We start from the raw sequence: 17,758 nt of genomic DNA on the forward strand, positions 1-17,758 counted from the left end.
CCCACACCGGTCACGCCCAACCAGGGCAAGTTCACAAGAGCGTGTTACGAGCTCTAAACAGGGAAAACGGACCATGTATCCGGCATGCTCATCATGATCGGCATCTTCGAATTTCAAGATCCCGGTATGTCTGCGGCCAGGCCGTGGTCGGCCCGCCGTCGATTTATACTGCCCAATTTCGCGGTCATAACAGTGAGCCAGCTCCTAGAATGATGGAGAAAGCTGCGTAGAGCTGGTAGGTGATGTTGTCGGCCTGCGGACATCGACAAGCGGCCAGTCGAACTACGACAATGGCGCAACATGTCGTGAAGAGGATTAACCATATGCTGGAAATCTGCGAGGTGGTGATCCACCAGGTCACGAAAGTGAACAGCGTGAGTCCCAGGCAGCCTAGGATTCGCACTGCTGTATCGCCGATCAATACTGGCAAGGTAGCCCGTGCCATGGCACGGTCTCCAGCCACATCACGCAGATCTTGAATAAACACCAACTGCCAGTAGCAGACGCCCAGAATTATCCATGTCCAGGCGTGTGCAGTTAGTGTTCCGCCTATCTGCCAGGCTGCCACTGACTGTACCAGGTAGCCAGTGGGAGGATACTCGTTTTTGATCCACCAGTAACGGTCCCACCCGGCGAAGTTGTAGGCGACGACCACAGCGAGCCACAGCAGCGTCCACGGCAGCAGCCCAAGCGACCAACCCAGCAGGAGATACAGAATGGCTACCACGACGAAACGGCGGCGAGTCCGCTCGACCGTGGTCATACCTGAGGGGATTGGGCGGAAGGGCTTGTTTAGGGCGTCTTCTCTAGCGCCGTGGACCTGATTGGCCAAGGAATGAATGTAGCAGTAACACAGCAGGTAGGCGGTACTGGCCGAGAGCGTCAGCAATAGGCTGCCGCTACCGCTTTCACGCCAGGCTGCCAGGGTGAACACCGTTGCGGCCACCAGAGTCGGGGGAAGGTCGATCTGCATGTGCCGCCAGGCCAGCAGTACTTCGAATGCGGAAGCTCGCAACAAAGTGAGCCCGGCCGAAAGGCCGTAGGCGCTCATGGCGCAGTCCTTTCCTTCGGCTGAAGGTCGCCCCTTTTAGGACCGAGGGTGAGGCGGCGGGCAAACCAGCGGGGTTGGGGGCTCAGATCCCCTCCCTAGTGAGCCATTGCCGAGGGTGGAAGTGAACCGACACCGAACTGCTGATACGTGAACGCGTTGAATGAGGATTCCGACTTGTATTTGTCGTACCGGAGCGCGGTCGGGTCAGGGTTTCGGCGTAGTCGGCGGGCGTCCGTTACGTGATCACTTGAAGCCGAGCAGGGCGGGCGGTCCGTGTTGCGGGTGTTGTGTCGCAGAGCTGCGGCGATGTTGGTCGCACCGGCCAGCCGCAGGGCGCCGATGGCGAGGTTGCGCCAAGTGGCCATCACTAGGATTGCGTTGCCGGTTCGCAGCTGTGGGGCGTCTTCGGCGGACGTGGTGTCCGATGCGGTGCAGGACTTCGATCTGCCAGTGATCACGGATCAGGGTCGCCGGCTGAGCGGGGTGGGCTTGCTCAGCGGTGAGCCTGGTGACGGCGTGAACGGTCCTGATGCCGGTCTTGCGGTCGGTGCGACGGTGCTTGATCCGGACGGCCTGCCGGGCTCCGGGGAAGAGCAGGCACTCCTGCCGAACCCCGGCCGACCAGCAAGCTTCTCACCTCTACGAGGGAGCCAGTACAGACCGGAGTAGTGGAACCCGGCGTCCACCCGAGACGACACACGGCTCCTCAGCCTGCCCGCCATCAGTCCCAGAAAGCGAAACGGTCCACCGACTCCGTCGGCGGACCGTCACGAAAGATCGAGGCTAACGAGTTGGTGCGTGATAGCGGGTGAGGCGTCGTGCCTGGCTGGTGGCATGATCGGGCTGTGGCGATCATGGTCAATCGGGCGGTACTGGCGCATCGGCTGTTCACGGGGATCTCTCGGCGTCATCTCGCTTGCCTGATCGAGGAGTTGGCGGTGCCGTGGCAGTCCGGCCTTGAGGGCCGCCGTCATGCTGCGCGGGGAGGAATCCGCAAGCGGGCTGCCGGTGCCGGCGCCCGTCACCAGTTGGTGTTCGTCGACCGGGCGGTGGCCACGCTGATCCATCTGCGCCACGACCTGCCGCACGCAGTGCTCGGCCTGCTGTTCGGCGTCGACCGCTCCACCATCACCCGCGCGATCGCAGAGATACGACCGCTCCTGGCCGAGCGGGGGTGCGCGGTCCCCGACCGCCCCGGCCTGCGGTTGCGCACGCTGCCGGACGTGTTCGCCTACGCCCAGACCGAAGGCATCGAGCTGCGCCTGGACGCCACCGAGATCCACGTCCGCAGACCACCGGCCGGCCGCGGTGGGCGACGCGCGCTCGTCTCCGGGAAGAAGAAGCAGAACACCATGAAAGCCACCGTCATCGCCGACTGGCGTGGCCGCACACTATGGGCCGATGCGCTGCGGCCTGGACGCATGCACGACACTACCGCCCCCCGCAACGAGGGCATCGCCGTCTGCTTCCAGCAGTTCCCCGAGGTAGAGGTCCTCCTGGACGACGGTTACCTCGGTCTGAGACGTGATCATCCAGCCCAGGCGATCACCCCGCCGAGAAAGCCGCGGCCCGGAGCACTGCCCGGCAGAGTCGAGCAGTGGGAACGCGACCGCCACGGCCACTCGTCCGACCGCATCACAGTCGAACATGCCCTCGCCGACCACAAACGCTGGAAGCAACTGACCCGCTGGACCCACCGCCGCGACCGCCTGCCCGACACCTACCGAGCCATCGCCGGCCTTGTCTCCGACCGCACCACCAACATCTGAAAAGAGCCCCGAGCAGGCCAAAGACGCCACACCCGCTATCACGCACCAACTCGTTAGACGGCCAGGGTGGTAACCGCAGTCTGTGGGCATCACCTGGATGGTCACGTTGCGCTGCTCGCCCGTCTTGAGCAAGTGCCTGAGCTGCTTCAGGTGCGCGGGGCGGTCCACCATGCTGTTGCGCAGAGCGGTCTCCGCGATGACGAAGCTGAAGGCCCTCGTCTGCCTGGCCAGCAGCATCTGCCGCTCCAGTCGAGCGGCGACACGTTCCACGATGGTCTCGTCGTCCAGGGGCGGACAGTGACTGCTGAGCAGAGCCCGTGCGGTCTCCTCGGTCTGCAACAAGCCGGGGATGAACTCGTTCTCGAACGAGCTGTGAGCAATCGCGTCGTTCTCCGCCTGCATGAAGTCGTAGGAGTACGTCGGGAACTTCTCCGGCTTCAGATAGTCCACAGCCGCAATCAGGAGCCCTCGTGCGCCGCACAGTTCGTCCGCCACTCGCAGCACGCTCAACTGCGGCCTACGGACGCCGCGTTCCATGGCCTTGATGGCGTCGTAGCCGTAGCCGGCCTCGCTCGCCAGCGACTCCCTGGACACGCCTGCCAGCTCTCGCCAGCGCTTCAACTGGTTGCCGCAGTACCGCCAAGCCATCGGATGCTGGTTGGTCTCGCCTGTCACGCCCTCACCTTCCCGGGACCACAGGGGGTACAGCGTGTGCCCGTATCCACCTGGTTACTACCGACCGTAGCGAGGCGTAAGCAGGCTTTGCGCCATGAACAGGAAGAATTCCCCCACTGAGTTCCCCGTCGGCACGCATGCCGTGGACACCCGCAGTGGCCGAATGGGTCGGGTGATGGGGCACGAGGGACCGTTCGTGCAGCTCCGGCCGCCGGGTGGCGGGCGGGAGTGGGACTGCCCGCCCGACGCGTTGCGGTGCGCGCTCGCCAGCGAGGAGCTGCGGGTGCGGGTGGCCCGACTGAACCGTGAGAGCAGGATGCCGTGAGCCTGCGAGCCGTACTGCGCTTCGAGCGCTGGCACCTGGCGCCGGACCGGGAGCCGGACGCGGAGCCGCTCACCTTCGCCATGGAGTGCGCCGTCTGCGGAGCCCGGTCCGACGTGCGGGTGGACTTCGCCGAGGTGCAGCAGTGGACGTTCAGCCACGCCGGACGCAACCCGTCGCACCACACCTACCGGGAGGTGATCACCCGCCCGTGGCGGGCCTGGGCCGGGTAGTGGACCGACGGGGCCGGACCGGCGGGCACCCGAGTGGTGTCACCCGGGTATCCGCCGTCCGGTCGCGCGACGCGTGCCCGACGGGGATGCTGGAGGGCGGACAGACGCCGCCGTGACCGGCTGGGAGGCCGCCGTGCCCGTGACGGAACTGAACGGTACGCCGCTGTACCACCGCACCGAGGGGGACGGACCCTCCGTGGTGCTGGTGCACGGCTCGTGGACCGACTCCGACAGCTGGCGGAGTGTGGTGCCGCTGCTGGCCGAGCGCTGCGCGGTGACGGTCTACGACCGGCGCGGGCACAGCCGCAGCGAGCCGGCGGAGCCGCCCGCGCAGGGCTCGGTGCACCAGGACGTGGAGGACCTGGCCGAACTGATCCGCCACCTCGACCTGGCGCCGGTCTTCGTCTGCGGCAACTCCTACGGCTCGCTGATCAGCCTGCGGCTGGCCGCCGCCCACCCGGACCTGGTGCGCGGGCTGGCCGTGCACGAGCCGCCCGGCGCCCGCCTCCTGGTGGACGACCCTGCCCACCGGGCGGAGGCGGAGGAGTTCCTCGCTCACCTGGCGCCGGTGCGGGAGCTGCTGGAGGCCGGCGAGTCGGAGGCGGGGGCCCGCCTCTTCGTGGAGACGGTGGCGTACGGGCCCGGGCAGTGGGACCGGGTGCCCGAACCGATGCGGGACACGTTCGTCCGCAACGCGCAGAGCTACCTCGACGAGCTTCACGACCCCGACGCCCTTACCCTCGACCTGCCCGCGCTGCACGCCTTCGCCCACCCCGTGCTGCTCACCGTCAGCGACAACAGTCCGCCGATCTTCGGCCCGGTCCTGGACGTCATCGAGGCGTTCCTTCCGCAGGCGGAACGGCACACCTACGCTGGGGCCGGGCACGGACCGCAGTTCCTCCAGCCCGAGACGTACACACAGATCACCCTGCCACGAGCCCTCACCTGAGCGGCGCGGCGGAGGCACGTCCGAGGCCGCCGGGCGGCGGGCGGCGGGCAACGGGCGCTTGACCCTGACATGGTGTGAGGCCGTGCACTGGGAGGCGTCATGTTGAGCATCGGAGACTTCGCCAGGACCGGCAGCGTGTCGATTCGCATGCTGCGCCACTACGACGCCGTCGGGCTGCTGCGCCCGGCCCGCACCGACCCGTCGAGCGGGTACCGCTTCTACACCGCCGACCAGCTCGCCCGGCTGAACCGGATCATCGCCCTGAAGGAGCTGGGATTCACCCTCCAGCAGGTCCGGGAGGTACTGGACGAGCAGGTGGGCGCCGAGGAGCTGCGCGGCATGCTCCGGTTGCGGCGGGCGGAGCTGCAAGCGGAGCTGGTGGCGAGTGCGGCACGGCTCTCCCAGGTCGAGGTGCGTCTCCGAACCATCGAGAGTGAGGGTCGCATGGACATCCGCGACATCGTCGTCAAGCCGCTCCCGGCCGTCCGCGTAGCCGAACTGCGCTCCACCGCAGCGGACTTCACCCCGGAGTCGATCGGACCCGTCGTCGGTCCGCTGTTCGAGGAGCTGTGCCGTCGCCTGGACGCGGCGGGGGCCCGGATCACCGGCCCGACGATCGCCTACTACACACACACGGCCCAGGGAGGCGACCCGGCAGGCGGTGACCAACGGTCCGACGACGGATCCGTGGTGGTGCACGCCGCCGCGCCCGTGGACGTGCCCGAGGGGGCCGAGTACGACTTCGAGGTGGTGGAGCTGCCCGCCGTCGAACAGGCCGCAACCGTGGTGCACCACGGGCCGATGGCGGACGTCATGCCCACCGTCCAGGCCCTGTCGCGCTGGGTGGACGGCAACGGCTACCGGTCGTCCGGCAGTTCGCGGGAGCTGTATCTCTCGTGCGAGGGCGGCCCGGAACACTGGGTGACGGAGATCCAGGAGCCCGTCACCCGGGTCTGAGCGTGCCCCGGCCCGAGTCGCCCGGGTCACCCCCGGGCGGCGTCCAGGGCCTCGCGGAGGCGGCCGCCGGACTCGTCGAGCAGGCGGGCGGCAGTCGCCGCGTCCACGTCGCCCAGCAGGAGCAGCACGGCGTTCTTCACCTCACCGCCGGTCTCCCGCAACGCGGCGTCGACGGCCTCGTCCGCCGCCCCGGTGGCCAGCGCGACGATGCGCCGGGAGCGGGCCCGCAGCTTCTCGTTGGACGCGCGCACGTCCACCATCAGATTGCCGTAGGTCTTGCCCAGTCGGATCATGGTCACCGTGGACAGCATGTTCAGGACCAGCTTCTGCGCCGTCCCGGCCTTCAACCGCGTGGAGCCCGTGAGCAGTTCGGGGCCGGTGACGATCTCGATGCCGTGCTCGGCTGCTGCGGCGAGCGGTGAACCGGCGTTGTGGGACAGACCGATGGTGAGCGCGCCCCGGGCGCGGGCGTGCCGGACGGCGCCGACCGCGTAGGGCGTGCGGCCGGAGGCGGAGATGCCCACCACCGTGTCGTCGGCGGTCAACTCCAGTGCGTCCAGGTCGGATTGGGCGAGGTCGGGGCGGTCCTCGGCCCCTTCGACGGCGGTCACCAGCGCCTCCGGGCCGCCCGCGATGAGCCCGACCACCTGCGACGGGTCGGTGTTGAACGTCGGCGGGCACTCGCTGGCGTCCAGCACCCCGAGCCGCCCGGCGGTCCCCGCGCCCGCGTAGACGAGCCGCCCGCCGCGGGCCATCCGGTCGGCGGTCGCGTCGATGGCGGCGGCGATCTGCGGCAGCCGGGCGGCCACCGCGGCCGGGACGGTGGCGTCCTCGCCGTTCATCAGGGCCGCGATCTCCAGCGTCGGCAGCCGGTCCAGTTCCGCCAGTTCGGGTCGATGCGCCTCGGTGCTCAGCCGGCCGAGCCGGTCGCGCAGTTCGTCATGGTCGGTCATGTGCGGTGCGGGCTCTTTTCCGTGCCGGGGAAGGGGACGCTGCCACGCCGGTAGCCTCGCACGCCGCCCGGGCGGGGCAGGTGAGGCGGACCCGGGTGCGGGTGTGCGTCAGCGGGTGCGGGGGGCGTGGCGGCGGTGGGCGAGCGCCTCGTAGGAAGCGGCCAGCGCGGGCGCGGCACAGTCGTAGGTGCGCTGCGCGACACCGACGAACAGGCAGTCCACCACCAGCAGTTGACTGGTCCGACTCGACATGGCCGCCGGGCGCAGCTCACTCTCCCGGGCGGCGGACGTCAGCAGCAGGTGGTCGGCGTACTGCGCTATCTCGCCGTCCGTACGGCCCGTCACCGCCACCGTCGTCGCCCCCCGGTCGAAGGCCACCCGCAGCGGCTCGATGACGTCCTCGGTACGGCCCGAGTGCGTGAACGCCACCGCCACGTCCCCGGGCCCGAGCTGCACGGCGTTGGTGACGGCCAGGTGCGGATCGCTGTGCGCGTGCGCGACGCGCCCGATGCGCAGCAGCTTCTGCGCCAGGTCCTGCCCGACGAGCGCCGACGCGCCCACCCCGTACACGTCCGTGCGGCGGGCCGCGGCCAGTGCCACCACCGCCGCCTCCACCTGCGCCGGGTCCATACCGGCGGCGGTGTCGGCGAGGGTCTGCCGCTCGTCCTGCGCGAGCTTGGTGATGACCTCGCTCATCGGGTCGTCCGCGTCGATGTCCGCGGTGACGGCGGGCGCCGCCCCGGACGCCTGGTGCGCGGCCAGCCCGGCGAGGGCAAGCCGCAGACCGCGGTACCCGGAGTACCCGAGCAACCGCGAGGTGCGGACGACGGTGGCCTCACTGGTACCGGTGCGCTGCGCCAGTCCCGTCACGGTGAGCGCCGCGCAACCCGCCGGGTCGGCGGCCACGGCCTCCGCGACCCGGTGCATGGAACGCGTCATGGACGGTGCCAGCGTGCGCACCTTCGCGGCCAGCGCGCCCGGCCCCGGCGGAGGCGTCGGGGACCCGCCGGGCGCGAGCGGCACGTCCGGCATCGGCGGTCGCGGACCGGGGAGGGTGCTGCGCCCCGAACCGAGTGCCTGGCGGGTGAAAGTTCTCTTCATCGGGTCCTCACCTCCCGGAAGATATTTTCAGCACCCGGTCGCGTCAAGGTGGCGCCGGCCCGCAGGGAGTCGGGTCGCCGGGCGGGGGAGAACCGAACCGGCGGGTAGGGCCGTTGGGCCGGTGCTACCACCGCTCACCAGGACGGACGGCCCCGATGGGCCGCGGGCTCACCAGGACCGCGGGCCGGGCGGGGCGGTGGCTCTGGTGCAATGGGGGCATGGAGTTGGAACAGGCACTGCACACCGCTCGCGCGCTGGTCCTCGCCGACCTGGCAGCCGGGGACGTCGCCGAGCCCGACACGGTGTCCCTGGTGGAGGACGCGGTGGTCCACCGGCGGTGGTGGGTCGAGCAGTGGCCGCCGGGTGCCGCCTACGTCACCGGCCTGGTCGCGCAGGACGTCCAGGACGCGCTGCTGGACCGGTACGGACGCTGGCCGCTCTGCCCGCTGTGCGGCGACACCGCCGACGGCGGCCCGCACGCACTCGACGTGGAGCCGGAACTCGGCGAGGACCCGCACTGGGTGTGCACGCCGACCGCCACGGCGGTGGCGCCCGTCGGCAGCCTGGGCACGTCGGCGTGACGCTGTACATCGACCCGCCGATCTGGCCGGGCCACGGCCGGATGTGGTCGCACCTGGTCAGCGACGTCTCGTTCGAGGAACTGCACGCCTTCGCCGCCCGCCTCGGCGCGCCCCGCAGGGCCTTCGACCGCGACCACTACGACCTGCCGTCCACCCGCTACGCCGACGCCGTACGGCTCGGAGCGGTCGAGGTCGGCAGCAAGGAACTCGTGCGCCGCCTCACCGCCGCCGGCCTCCGCCGCCCCAAGGGACGCCCCGCCTGAACACCCGTCGCGACGGTGTGTGCGGGCCCCGGGAGAGCGCCGCAGGCCTCGGTGGCTTGTTTTAAGACAAACGTGGCCACTGGTTCTCGCACATCCGTGCTGATGGTCATCGGAGCCGAGTAAGGTCCCTCCCGATCCACCGTCAGGTGCTCTCAGCCGTCGAGGCGGAACACGAACCTGTCCAGAGAAGTGGGTGTGAATTGAACAGCCAATTACCACTGCGGATGCGTACGACGATGGCAGTCCTCCGAGCCCGGCTCGCCGCGGCGTTCGGAGTGGTCGTGATGCTCGCGGCCGTCCTCACCGGCACGACAGCCACCGCGGCGAGCGCCGCCGAGACCGGCGCCACGAAGGCCGCAGCAAGCGGTTGGAGCTGCTCCGGGGAACCGGTACCCGCCGGGTACGTCATCACCCAGCACGACCGCAACGGCTGCAACGGCAGGGGATCCTGGTACCAGCAGCCCGTCCGTGACGGCATCTGGACCTGCTCGGGCTCACCGATCGTGCCCGGCTACGTCATCACCGGCCACGACAAGTACGGGTGCAGCGGTATCGGTTCCTGGTACCACAAGCTCGCCCGTGACGGCATGTGGACCTGTTCGGGGTCGCCGATCGTGCCCGGCTACGTCATCACCGGCCACGACAAGTACGGGTGCGGCGGCATCGGCTCCTGGTACCACAAGCTCGCGAAGGACGGCCTCTGGACCTGCGCCGGCTCACCGATCGTGCCCGGGTACGTGGTGACCGGCCATGACAAGTACGGGTGCGGCGGCATCGGTTCCTGGCTGCACAAGACCGTCCGCGCCGGCCTCTGGGTGTGCCCCACCTCGCCCGTCCCGCCGGGATACCGCGCCACCACGTACAACGCGTACCAGTGCAACAACCTCGGTGGCAGGTACCTCGAGCGCGCCTGACCCCCGAATCACGCGCCCAGCACGCCTGCTGTGAGCGCACCGGAGGCACCACGCACCGCGTGGTGCCTCCGGCCCGTCCCCCGGGGCAACGGCCTGGCGTCGGGCCTCACGCGAGGTGACGAGCTTTTCGGGGCTTCTGACCGTCTTGCCTGAGTCGTAGTGGGTGCACCGTATCGATGATCGCGCCGAGGCCGACCGCGCACCTGCGGTCGCCGAGGTGGGAACGCCCACCTCGTCCGGCACGAGCGGACCGGGCTTGCCCCCGGCCCGGATTCGCCGAGGGAGCACTGGCTCCACCGCTTCTGGGGCTCGGCCCCCTCTCGGACCCAGCCTGCCTCGCCAGGACCTGCTGGGCGACGGACTTTGCCCTCAGGGCCGGCGCGAGGTCAGCTGCACACGTCGGCGAGCCGCTGGATTTCCGCGACTGACCGGGTCGCCCCTGCGGCGACCCACTCAAGCTCGCCGCCGACGTGGTCGGATGGTGAGCTGAACGCTACTCGGGAGGCGGTCGGTCCGGGGACGTCCCTCCGTCTGGACCACGGAGACGCGCTGGAGATTGGGCAGTTCTCCCAGCGGGGCCAGGTCGAGGTCGGCGGGGACGAGGCTGAGCTGCACATGGACGAGTGAGGGGAATCGTCGCACGATCTCCGCCAGCGCTTGGGAGGCGCTTCCGGCCACAGGCTCGTGAAAGATGACGAACAGATCGGTGACGGGGGCGAGCGACAACCTGCGGTTGCTCGAGCCGTGCAGATCTCGAGCCGAGACCACGAGAGTGTGCAGTTTCGGCAGGTTTGCGAGACCGCTCCAGTCGTCGTTCGTCAACGGGGTCCGCAGGTCGAACAGATTCAGGTACTCGATCCCCGGCCACTCGACGATTCCTGGCAGATCATGCACCTGGTTCGGGAGGTGCAGGCGCTTCAACGGGGCGCACGCCGGCAGGGAGGAGAACCCGGGCCACGGGGTGCCGCCCCGGAGCCCCAGTTCGTGCAGCTCCGTGCACCGGCTCAGCCATTCCGCACTTTCCAGACCCTCCAGATCCCACAACCAGAGCGTACGCAGACGGATTTCCGCCAGCGGCGACATGGCCTCGGCACTCCAGGGACCCCGCAGATCCACCTCTTCCAAGAGTGGGAAGTGGGCGAGCAATCGGAGATCGATGGTCCGCTCGTTCCGATCAAGCGACAGTCTGACCAGGTGCTCCGGGGAGAGCGCAGCCCTGATCTCCTCTGCGGTGAAGTCCCCCCTCAGCGTGACGTCTCCGTGTCCACCGAGCCGGCCCAGTGTCGCGAGTTCCTGGCGTGACCGCACGACGATCAGTACATTCGGCCTACCGACCACATGCGTGACGATCTCGTCGGCGTAGGCGACGGTGTCGAAGCGGTCCCAATGGCCTGCGAGCTGGTGTTTCACGCTGCCGCTGGGGTGGTCCCGGTACTGCTTGAGCAGGGGCAGCGCCGCCTCCCCGCCGATCTGCGCGGCAGTGTGCACGACGGCGGTTGCCTCGTCTTCGTCCAGGCCTGCCGGGCCGGGCAGCAGTTCCAGGACCACCGGTCCGACTGCTGCGAGTGCCTTGCCTTCGACGATGCTGACGGGGGGAATCAGCGCCTCAGCGCGGTTCTGCACCCGCTCGCGCACCGTCGGCGCGAGCTGGGTGGCGTTTTCCAGGCAGGCCATTGCCACCAGGTGCAGTCGGGTCCGCATCGGCTCCTCCTGGTCACCTCTCTCCACCAGACCGTTCAACAGCACGGCCCGCTCGTCGGGGCGGGCGTGCGCCACAGCCATGCGGACCACGTCCTCCCACTGGTCGAGGTGCGCGTTGCCGATCAACAGGTCGAAGTCGCGCTCCTCGACCGCCTCTCGGGCACCGAGGTAATCCTGAAAGGTGCGGTGCACGAACTGGACGGTGTCAGGGGTCGGTTCACGAAGCAGGCCGGAGCGGTTGAGCAGGTGGGTGTAGACCTGCTCAGGGGTTCCCTGCTCGGCGACTTGGGGCATGGACGGCAACAGCCGTGCCAGCAGGTCGCAGGCGATGCTGCGGTCCAGCTCGGAACGGCCGTTGCGAATCAACCAGTAGGCGAGTTTTTGGAGAAGCTGCGCCTGCGAGTCCGCGTCCACGTCGATGCCGGTGGGGCAGCCCATGTCTCTTTCCCGGTCGCGACGTTCCAACAGCATCGAGAGCGCGGCGTCGAAGAGGGCTTTCCGTCCGCGAGGCAGAAACCCCCGTCGGTCTCGGTGCAGCGCGCAGATGAGTGCGCACATCAACGGGTTGGTGGCCAGCCTGCCGAGGTCCGCCTTCGTGCGGATGGCGTCTCGCAGTGACCGTTCCAGCTCAGCGTCCGTGTCGGCAGCGCGGTGCCAGCGGTGCAGGAACTCCGAGACGTTCTGCGGGCTCATCCGTGCAAGGGTGAGTTCGGTGAAGCCCGCAGACGCCAGCCAGTTCTCCCGGACCGCAGCGGGGCGGGCGGTCACCAGGCACGGATTGCCCGGGAACGCGGCGAGCAACTCGCGGAGCCAGCGCCGGGCGTGTTCCCGTTCCTGAGCGGGTACCTCGTCGATGCCGTCCACCAGCAGGAGCCCTCGGCCGGCTGACAACACACGGTCGGCCCAGCCGGTCGGTGCTGTTCCCGCCAGAGGACAGCCCACGGCTGCCAGGAACCCCTCAGGCGCGGGCAGGCGCTCACCGTGCCGGGTCAGTGTGCGCAACGGCAGGACAAACGGGACCCGGCCCACCAGGGGCGCGGGTGTCCGGTCGGCGTCCTGCCGTGCGGTCGTGACCGCCAGCCACTGCACGAGGGTGGTCTTGCCGGAGCCAGCGACACCACGTAGCAGTACGCGATCGTTTCCGGTCAGTGCGCGGTCGGCCGGCTGGGTGATCGGCGTCTGCCGGCTGAGGGCGGCCGATGTCTGGGCGGACTCTTCCCCGACGACGGTTTCCAGGCTGAGATAGGCGGTGTCCAGCGGCCATTCCTGGTCGTCGCTGAGGTCCACGCCATAGATGGTGAGCAGGCTGTGCTTCTGCTCGATGTGCCCTGCGTAACGCGACTCGAAGCGGGCGTCCTCGGCAGGTACCGCCGCACTGCGTTCGATCAGCAGATCTGTCTTCGCCTCCAGGTCACCGAGCTGCCGACTCTGGGAGACCAGGGTACGGGCGACGAACGTGGATCGCTGAGTGAAGAAGTGCAGGACGTGGACGCACGCCACATGCAGCAGGGCGTCATGCAGGTGCAGCCCGTCGGCGGAGAGCTGCATCGTACTGTCGGCCCGTTCGCGCAGTGTCCGAGCCAGCCGCTCGGGGCCGAGGTGCACGGCTTGTACGTCGTCCATGTCCAGCGTGCCCAGCGCGTGCAGAGAGGTCGCCAGGGACTCGGCCACGAGTTGCTGCTCCTCCGTGGGCACGGGCGGCTCGGCTGGTCCGCTGGCGTGCACCGCGCGCTGGACGAGTTCCGTGGCGATCTTGAGCATGTCCGCCTCGGTGAGGCTGCGCTTCTCACCCGTGAACGAGACGAGTCTGGACACCCGTATCGGCCTGTCCACCAACCCGGCACCCGACCCGTCCTGGACGAAGAGTTTGCGGACGAGCGGTACGACAACGGCCGCTCCCAGGCGGACACCGAAGGCAGCGGGCTCCATGACGGCAGCCTAGGAGAAGGCAACTCTCCTGTCAGAGGGTGATTTTGACGCCAGTTGTTCCGTGGGGTCGCGGTGACCGGGCACAGCCGGGGACACGGCACTCCTTGCGGGCGGCTTCAACGGCTGTCGCCGTCGGCCGAAGCGCCACCGGGGTCTGGGCGATGCCCCGCGCTCGATGCCGTAGCGGGCAGACCTGTCCATTCGGGGGAGCACGTGAAGGCGAGCTGGCCTTGACGTGCCCCGCCTCGACCGGTCAGGCGGCCGCCCGTCCCCCGGGGCAACGGCCGGTCAGGGCAGGTGGTCGGCCCGGGTGCCGGCGGCCGCCGTGCTCGTGTGCGCTGTGCCGGTGGGGTGAACGCCCGGTGCCGCCTCCACTATGCGGGCGGGGGTGGCGGTCGTGGTGCGGTGCCAGTGGGAGGCCAGCGCGGTACCGGCGAGGGCCAGGGCGGCCAGGAGGGCACCCGTCCAGGCTACGGCCGGGTAGCCCCAGCCGGCGCCGATGACCAGGCCGCCCAGCCAGGGGCCGACGGTGTTGCCGATGTTGAAACTGGCCGTGACGGTGGCCCCGGCGAGGGTGGGGGCGGTGCCCGCGACGTTGAACATGCGGGCGTTGAGCGCGGGCGCGGTGAAGAAGGCGGTGACGCCCAGCAGCAGTGACAGCCCGACGGCGGCGACGGGATGGTGCGCGGTCAGGGCGAGCAGCGCCAGCACGGCGGCGGACGCGCTGATGCCGAGGAACATCGTCCCGAAGAGGTGCGCGTCGGCCACCCGGCCGCCTACGACCGTCCCCACGAGGGCACCGACACCGAACAGGCCGAGCACCGTCGGCACCCAGCTCTCACCGAGACCGGCGGTCTCGGTCAGCAGGGGGGACAGGTAGGAGAACAGCGCGAAGACGGCGCCGCCGTTGAGCGCGGTGACCACCAGCGCCACCCACACCTGGCGGTCGGCGTAGATGCGTATCTCCTTGCGCAGCATCGGCCGGTCGGCGCCCGTCGGGGGCTGGGTGCGCGGCACGACGGCGATCACGCCGACCAGGCCGATCGCGGACAGCACGGCCACCGCCCAGAAGGCCGAACGCCAGCCGAAGTGCTGGCCCAGGAACGCCCCGGCGGGCACGCCGGCGATGTTGGCGACGCTGAGCCCGCCGACCATGACGGCCATCGCACGGGCACGGGCGTTGACCGGTACCAGTGACACCGCGACGGCTGCCCCGACCGCCCAGAAGCCGGCGCAGGCCAGCGCGCTGACCACCCGCGACACGAACAGCACGCCGTAGCTCGGGGCGAGCGCACCGGCCACCTGCCCCAGGCCGAAGAGGGCGAGCAGGGTGATCAGCGTCGTGCGCCGCGGCAGTCGCAGCGTCGCGGCGGCGAGCACCGGCGCCCCGACGACCATGCCGATGGCGAAGGCCGAGACCAGCAGGCCCGCCTGCGGAATGCTGACTCCCAGATCGCGGGCGAGCGGTTGCAGCAGCCCGGAGAGCATGAACTCGCTCGTGCCGAGCGCGAAGACGGACAGCCCCAGCACGTACACGGCTGCCGGCATGCGTCTGCGGACGGGGGCGCCGGACTCGGCGGCGCGGGGATCAGCGCGGTCGGCTGACGCATCTTGGGGCACGTACGAAGGCAACACCGCCCACCACGTCCGCATTCCCGCCCGCGTCACCACGTCCAACGGCCCCCTCCCGGTGCCCGACGGCCGCCGGGTGCGGGCCGTCGGGCAGCGGCCCAGCGTGGACGTGGAAGGGGCCGGGCAGCGGGCGGGTCAGGTGGGCGTCACTCTCCCGCGTACGCCTTCTCCAGGGTGGGCAGGTCCAGCTTCCGCATGGTGAACATCGCCGCGATGGCGCGCTTGGCCCTCTCCTGGTCGGGGTCGCGGAGCATCTCCGTCAACCGTCGGGGGACGACCTGCCAGGACACGCCGAACCTGTCCTTCAGCCAGCCGCACTCGCTCTCCGCGCCGCCCTGCGTCAGCTTCTCCCAGTAGCGGTCGATCTCGGCCTGGTCGTCGCAGAGGATCTGGAACGAGACGGCCTCGTTGAAGGTGAACTGCGGGCCGCCGTTCAGCCCGACGAACCGCTGCCCGTTGATCTCGAACTCCACGGTGACGACGGAGCCGGCCGGGCCCGGCCCGGCGTCGGTGGCGCGCACGACCTCACCGAGCCGGCTGTTCTCGAAGATCGAGACGTAGTGGTTCGCCGCTTCCTCGGCCTGCCCGTCGAACCACAGGCACGTGGTGAAACCGTCGGATGCCATAACTGCCTCCTGCAAGGTGAGTGCTGCTGTCACCCGTACCGACGGGCCCCGCGCCGAGAACTCATCGGTGGACCGACCGGCCCGTCACGGTCGGCGGCCGCGGGCACTCCGTCACGGTCGGCGGCCGAGCACGCCCAGCAGGTGGTCCTGGGCGGGTGCGTCGTCCGGCATGGGGACGGGGTCGTCGAACAGGGACGAGCCGCGCAGGGCGTCGGCCATCGGGCGTGCGCGGTCCAGCACGGTCGCGGCCAGTTCCGGGTGGAGGCGGTCGTCGAGCCCCGCGCCGCGGGCCAGGTCCCAGGCGTGCACGGTCAGGTCGGTGGTCATCTGCCAGGCGTACTCGGTCGCGGGGGTGCGCCCGCCGGAGGTGTGCACCGGCAGGTCCAGCGCGCCGGGGCGGTGGAAGGCGGGCACCGACTCGGCGCCGGCCCGCGTCCAGGCGGCGACGGGATCGTCACCCAGCAGGTCCCCGTCGAACCGGTCGCCGACCTCCTCCACGGTCGCGCCGCGCAGCAGCAGCGGGGCCCACAGGTGTTCGCCGACCAGGTGGTTGACCAGGTCGCGCACGGTCCAGTCGGCACAGGGCGTCGGGGCGGTCCAGCGGTCGGCGGGGACGGCGTGCACCCGGCGGTCGAACTCCGCGTACGCCCGGTCGAAGGCTTCGAGCAGTTCCATGCCCTCAGGCTGACAGCAAGTCCAGCTCGGTGGCGATATTTCGCCGGGCGTGGTGCTCCCAGTGCCGCTGCCCGTGCCGGGTGCGGAACAGCGTGGGCATCTCCAGCAGCCCGCGCAGCACCGCGGCCCGGCCCGGCAGGAACACCTCGTCGGGCAGGAACCCGTACTCCTCCCGCACGGCGGAGGCGTAGGCGGCGTACTCCTGCGGGTCGCCGGCCAGCACGGCGAGGTCGGCGTCGCAGAGCGTCTCCCCGTCGGTGTCGCCCGGCGCCGGGTCGTGGGAGGCGGTCAGCCGGACCAGGCGGGCGACCTCGGCGGTGCGGGACGGCGGCACACCGGCCTCCGGCAGGGCGCGCTCGGCCAGCGCGGCGCTGCGTTCCTCGTTCTCGCTGCGGTCGGGCCGGTACACGGCGTCGTGGAACCAGGCGGCGAGCAGCACGGTGTCCGGGTCGGCGGCGTGGGCGCCCAGCTCGTCGATGCGGTCCAGCACGGCGGCCAGGTGGGAGGTGGTGTGGTAGCGGCGCTGCGGCTCGGCCCAGCGGGTCAGCAGATCGGTGCCGTAGGGCTCGGGGTCGGGGCCGTCGGCGCCCGCACGCGACCGGATCAGCAACGCGTTCCACCGGGCGAGCAGGGCGGCGGTGTCGGGGGTCCGGGGCTGGGTCATGAAAACAATTGTGTAGTGCAGCTTCCCGGGCCGCGGTGTCTGTGGCACTCTTTGTTATATGTCTAGACCAATTCTTGAGGTGATCGCGCTCGACGCGGAGGACGCGGTCGCGGCTCAGGCGGGCGGTGCGGACCGCCTCGAGCTGGTCAGCGATATCGCCGCTGACGGGCTCACCCCCTCCCGAGAGACCTTCGCGGCGGTGCGGACCGCGGTGTCCATCCCGATCCGCGTCATGCTGCGCGCCGGCGACGGTTTCGCGGCCGGCGACGCCGCCGACGTCGTGGCACTGCGGGCGCAGGCCCAACTGCTGCGGGCGGAGGGCGCGGACGAGTTCGTACTCGGCTTCCTGGACGAGACGACGGGCCAGCCGGACCTCACCGCCGTCGGCGCGCTGCTGGAGGTCGTCCACGGCTCACGCTGGACGTTCCACCGGGCGATCGACCGGGCGGCGGACCGCGAGAGCCTGCGCAAGTCGCTGGCCGAACTGCCGGGTCTGGACACCTACCTCACCGCCGGCTCCGCTGACGGCGTGCGGGACGGGCTGGAGGTGCTGGAGGCGGAGGGCGCCAGGACGACGGCCGGCGATCCCGGCTACGGCCAGCAGATCCTCGTCGGCGGCGGCCTGCGGCTGGAGCACCTGCCGCGGTTGCGCGCCGCGGGCCTCGACGCCTTCCACATCGGTGGGGCCGCGCGTCCGCAGGGGTGGCACGCCCCGGTCGATCCCGACGCGGTACGCCGCTGGCGCGCGGCACTCGACGGCTGA

General features: G+C 70.2%; 17 protein-coding genes and 1 pseudogene. 9 read left to right on the forward strand and 9 right to left on the reverse strand.

Features of this window, described 5'->3' with window-relative positions:
• Positions 1-184: 184 nt before the first annotated feature.
• Complete coding sequence (locus tag ACYVE9_RS04240) at positions 185-1,051, reverse strand: UbiA family prenyltransferase (protein ID WP_461026334.1); 867 nt, start codon at positions 1,049-1,051, stop codon at positions 185-187.
• A gap of 854 nt (positions 1,052-1,905) precedes the next feature.
• Between ACYVE9_RS04240 and ACYVE9_RS04245 the strand changes: the two genes are divergently transcribed.
• Positions 1,906-2,820: a transposase gene (locus tag ACYVE9_RS04245; protein ID WP_461026349.1), complete on the forward strand. Its 915-nt coding sequence runs from the start codon at positions 1,906-1,908 to the stop codon at positions 2,818-2,820.
• A 60-nt stretch (positions 2,821-2,880) separates the two neighbouring features.
• On the opposite strand, the pseudogene ACYVE9_RS04250 reads toward ACYVE9_RS04245, so the two are convergent.
• Positions 2,881-3,468: pseudogene (locus ACYVE9_RS04250) on the reverse strand (helix-turn-helix domain-containing protein); the annotation flags it as partial.
• 121 nt (positions 3,469-3,589) lie between these two features.
• Here ACYVE9_RS04250 and ACYVE9_RS04255 point away from each other — a divergent pair.
• The 4 genes from ACYVE9_RS04255 to ACYVE9_RS04270 all read left to right on the forward strand — a co-directional run bounded on the left by ACYVE9_RS04255 (position 3,590) and on the right by ACYVE9_RS04270 (position 5,956).
• Positions 3,590-3,820 carry a hypothetical protein gene (locus ACYVE9_RS04255; protein ID WP_461026335.1) on the forward strand — a complete coding sequence of 77 codons (231 nt, stop codon included), beginning with the start codon at positions 3,590-3,592 and terminating at the stop codon, positions 3,818-3,820.
• Positions 3,817-4,050 carry a DUF7848 domain-containing protein gene (locus tag ACYVE9_RS04260; RefSeq protein ID WP_461026336.1) on the forward strand — a complete coding sequence of 78 codons (234 nt, stop codon included), beginning with the start codon at positions 3,817-3,819 and terminating at the stop codon, positions 4,048-4,050. Before ACYVE9_RS04255 ends, ACYVE9_RS04260 begins: the two co-directional genes overlap by 4 nt.
• Positions 4,051-4,189: 139 nt before the next feature.
• Positions 4,190-4,999, forward strand: a complete 810-nt coding sequence (locus ACYVE9_RS04265; protein WP_461026337.1) for an alpha/beta fold hydrolase — start codon at positions 4,190-4,192, stop codon at positions 4,997-4,999.
• Positions 5,000-5,098: 99 nt separating this feature from the next.
• Complete coding sequence (locus tag ACYVE9_RS04270; RefSeq protein ID WP_461026338.1) at positions 5,099-5,956, forward strand: MerR family transcriptional regulator; 858 nt, start codon at positions 5,099-5,101, stop codon at positions 5,954-5,956.
• A gap of 26 nt (positions 5,957-5,982) precedes the next feature.
• Here the strand turns inward: ACYVE9_RS04270 and murQ are convergent, their stop codons facing one another.
• Positions 5,983-6,909: an N-acetylmuramic acid 6-phosphate etherase gene (murQ, locus tag ACYVE9_RS04275; RefSeq protein ID WP_461026339.1), complete on the reverse strand. Its 927-nt coding sequence runs from the start codon at positions 6,907-6,909 to the stop codon at positions 5,983-5,985.
• Between the two features lie 108 nt (positions 6,910-7,017).
• Positions 7,018-7,941: a MurR/RpiR family transcriptional regulator gene (locus ACYVE9_RS04280; RefSeq protein ID WP_461026350.1), complete on the reverse strand. Its 924-nt coding sequence runs from the start codon at positions 7,939-7,941 to the stop codon at positions 7,018-7,020.
• 287 nt (positions 7,942-8,228) lie between these two features.
• On the opposite strand from ACYVE9_RS04280, the gene ACYVE9_RS04285 reads away from it, so the two are divergent.
• From ACYVE9_RS04285 to ACYVE9_RS04295, 3 genes are all read left to right on the forward strand, one after another.
• Entirely contained in the window at positions 8,229-8,591 is a 363-nt protein-coding gene (locus ACYVE9_RS04285; protein ID WP_461026340.1) for a hypothetical protein, read from the forward strand.
• A complete protein-coding gene (locus ACYVE9_RS04290) occupies positions 8,588-8,854 on the forward strand; it encodes a DUF4031 domain-containing protein (protein ID WP_461026341.1) in 267 nt (88 codons plus the stop codon). The genes ACYVE9_RS04285 and ACYVE9_RS04290 overlap by 4 nt, the downstream gene beginning before the upstream one ends.
• Positions 8,855-9,090: 236 nt before the next feature.
• The gene (locus tag ACYVE9_RS04295) at positions 9,091-9,768 is read left to right on the forward strand and encodes a hypothetical protein (RefSeq protein ID WP_461026342.1); all 678 of its coding nucleotides are present in this window, start codon (positions 9,091-9,093) and stop codon (positions 9,766-9,768) included.
• Positions 9,769-10,221: 453 nt separating this feature from the next.
• Here the strand turns inward: ACYVE9_RS04295 and ACYVE9_RS04300 are convergent, their stop codons facing one another.
• From ACYVE9_RS04300 to ACYVE9_RS04320, 5 genes are all read right to left on the reverse strand, one after another.
• A complete protein-coding gene (locus ACYVE9_RS04300) occupies positions 10,222-13,398 on the reverse strand; it encodes an NACHT domain-containing protein (RefSeq protein WP_461026343.1) in 3,177 nt (1,058 codons plus the stop codon).
• A gap of 288 nt (positions 13,399-13,686) precedes the next feature.
• A complete protein-coding gene (locus ACYVE9_RS04305) occupies positions 13,687-14,946 on the reverse strand; it encodes a Cmx/CmrA family chloramphenicol efflux MFS transporter (RefSeq protein ID WP_461026344.1) in 1,260 nt (419 codons plus the stop codon).
• A gap of 230 nt (positions 14,947-15,176) precedes the next feature.
• Entirely contained in the window at positions 15,177-15,656 is a 480-nt protein-coding gene (locus ACYVE9_RS04310; protein ID WP_461026345.1) for a VOC family protein, read from the reverse strand.
• Positions 15,657-15,767: 111 nt separating this feature from the next.
• Positions 15,768-16,331 carry a TIGR03086 family metal-binding protein gene (locus ACYVE9_RS04315; RefSeq protein WP_461026346.1) on the reverse strand — a complete coding sequence of 188 codons (564 nt, stop codon included), beginning with the start codon at positions 16,329-16,331 and terminating at the stop codon, positions 15,768-15,770.
• 4 nt (positions 16,332-16,335) lie between these two features.
• On the reverse strand, positions 16,336-16,995 hold the full coding sequence (locus ACYVE9_RS04320) for an HD domain-containing protein (protein ID WP_461026347.1): 660 nt from the start codon (positions 16,993-16,995) through the stop codon (positions 16,336-16,338).
• Between the two features lie 58 nt (positions 16,996-17,053).
• On the opposite strand from ACYVE9_RS04320, the gene ACYVE9_RS04325 reads away from it, so the two are divergent.
• Entirely contained in the window at positions 17,054-17,758 is a 705-nt protein-coding gene (locus tag ACYVE9_RS04325) for a copper homeostasis protein CutC (protein WP_461026348.1), read from the forward strand.

This window comes from Streptomyces sparsus, from assembly GCF_054776295.1.

Coding starts and splice junctions, on each gene's coding strand:
- ACYVE9_RS04240 (WP_461026334.1), bottom strand. CDS start 1,051: ATGAGCGCCTACGGCCTTTCGGCCGGGCTCACTTTGTTGCGAGCTTCC.
- ACYVE9_RS04245 (WP_461026349.1), top strand. CDS start 1,906: ATGGTCAATCGGGCGGTACTGGCGCATCGGCTGTTCACGGGGATCTCT.
- ACYVE9_RS04255 (WP_461026335.1), top strand. CDS start 3,590: ATGAACAGGAAGAATTCCCCCACTGAGTTCCCCGTCGGCACGCATGCC.
- ACYVE9_RS04270 (WP_461026338.1), top strand. CDS start 5,099: ATGTTGAGCATCGGAGACTTCGCCAGGACCGGCAGCGTGTCGATTCGC.
- murQ (WP_461026339.1), bottom strand. CDS start 6,909: ATGACCGACCATGACGAACTGCGCGACCGGCTCGGCCGGCTGAGCACC.
- ACYVE9_RS04280 (WP_461026350.1), bottom strand. CDS start 7,941: ATGCCGGACGTGCCGCTCGCGCCCGGCGGGTCCCCGACGCCTCCGCCG.
- ACYVE9_RS04285 (WP_461026340.1), top strand. CDS start 8,229: ATGGAGTTGGAACAGGCACTGCACACCGCTCGCGCGCTGGTCCTCGCC.
- ACYVE9_RS04295 (WP_461026342.1), top strand. CDS start 9,091: ATGGCAGTCCTCCGAGCCCGGCTCGCCGCGGCGTTCGGAGTGGTCGTG.
- ACYVE9_RS04300 (WP_461026343.1), bottom strand. CDS start 13,398: ATGGAGCCCGCTGCCTTCGGTGTCCGCCTGGGAGCGGCCGTTGTCGTA.
- ACYVE9_RS04305 (WP_461026344.1), bottom strand. CDS start 14,946: ATGCCGGCAGCCGTGTACGTGCTGGGGCTGTCCGTCTTCGCGCTCGGC.
- ACYVE9_RS04310 (WP_461026345.1), bottom strand. CDS start 15,656: ATGGCATCCGACGGTTTCACCACGTGCCTGTGGTTCGACGGGCAGGCC.
- ACYVE9_RS04315 (WP_461026346.1), bottom strand. CDS start 16,331: ATGGAACTGCTCGAAGCCTTCGACCGGGCGTACGCGGAGTTCGACCGC.
- ACYVE9_RS04320 (WP_461026347.1), bottom strand. CDS start 16,995: ATGACCCAGCCCCGGACCCCCGACACCGCCGCCCTGCTCGCCCGGTGG.
- ACYVE9_RS04325 (WP_461026348.1), top strand. CDS start 17,054: ATGTCTAGACCAATTCTTGAGGTGATCGCGCTCGACGCGGAGGACGCG.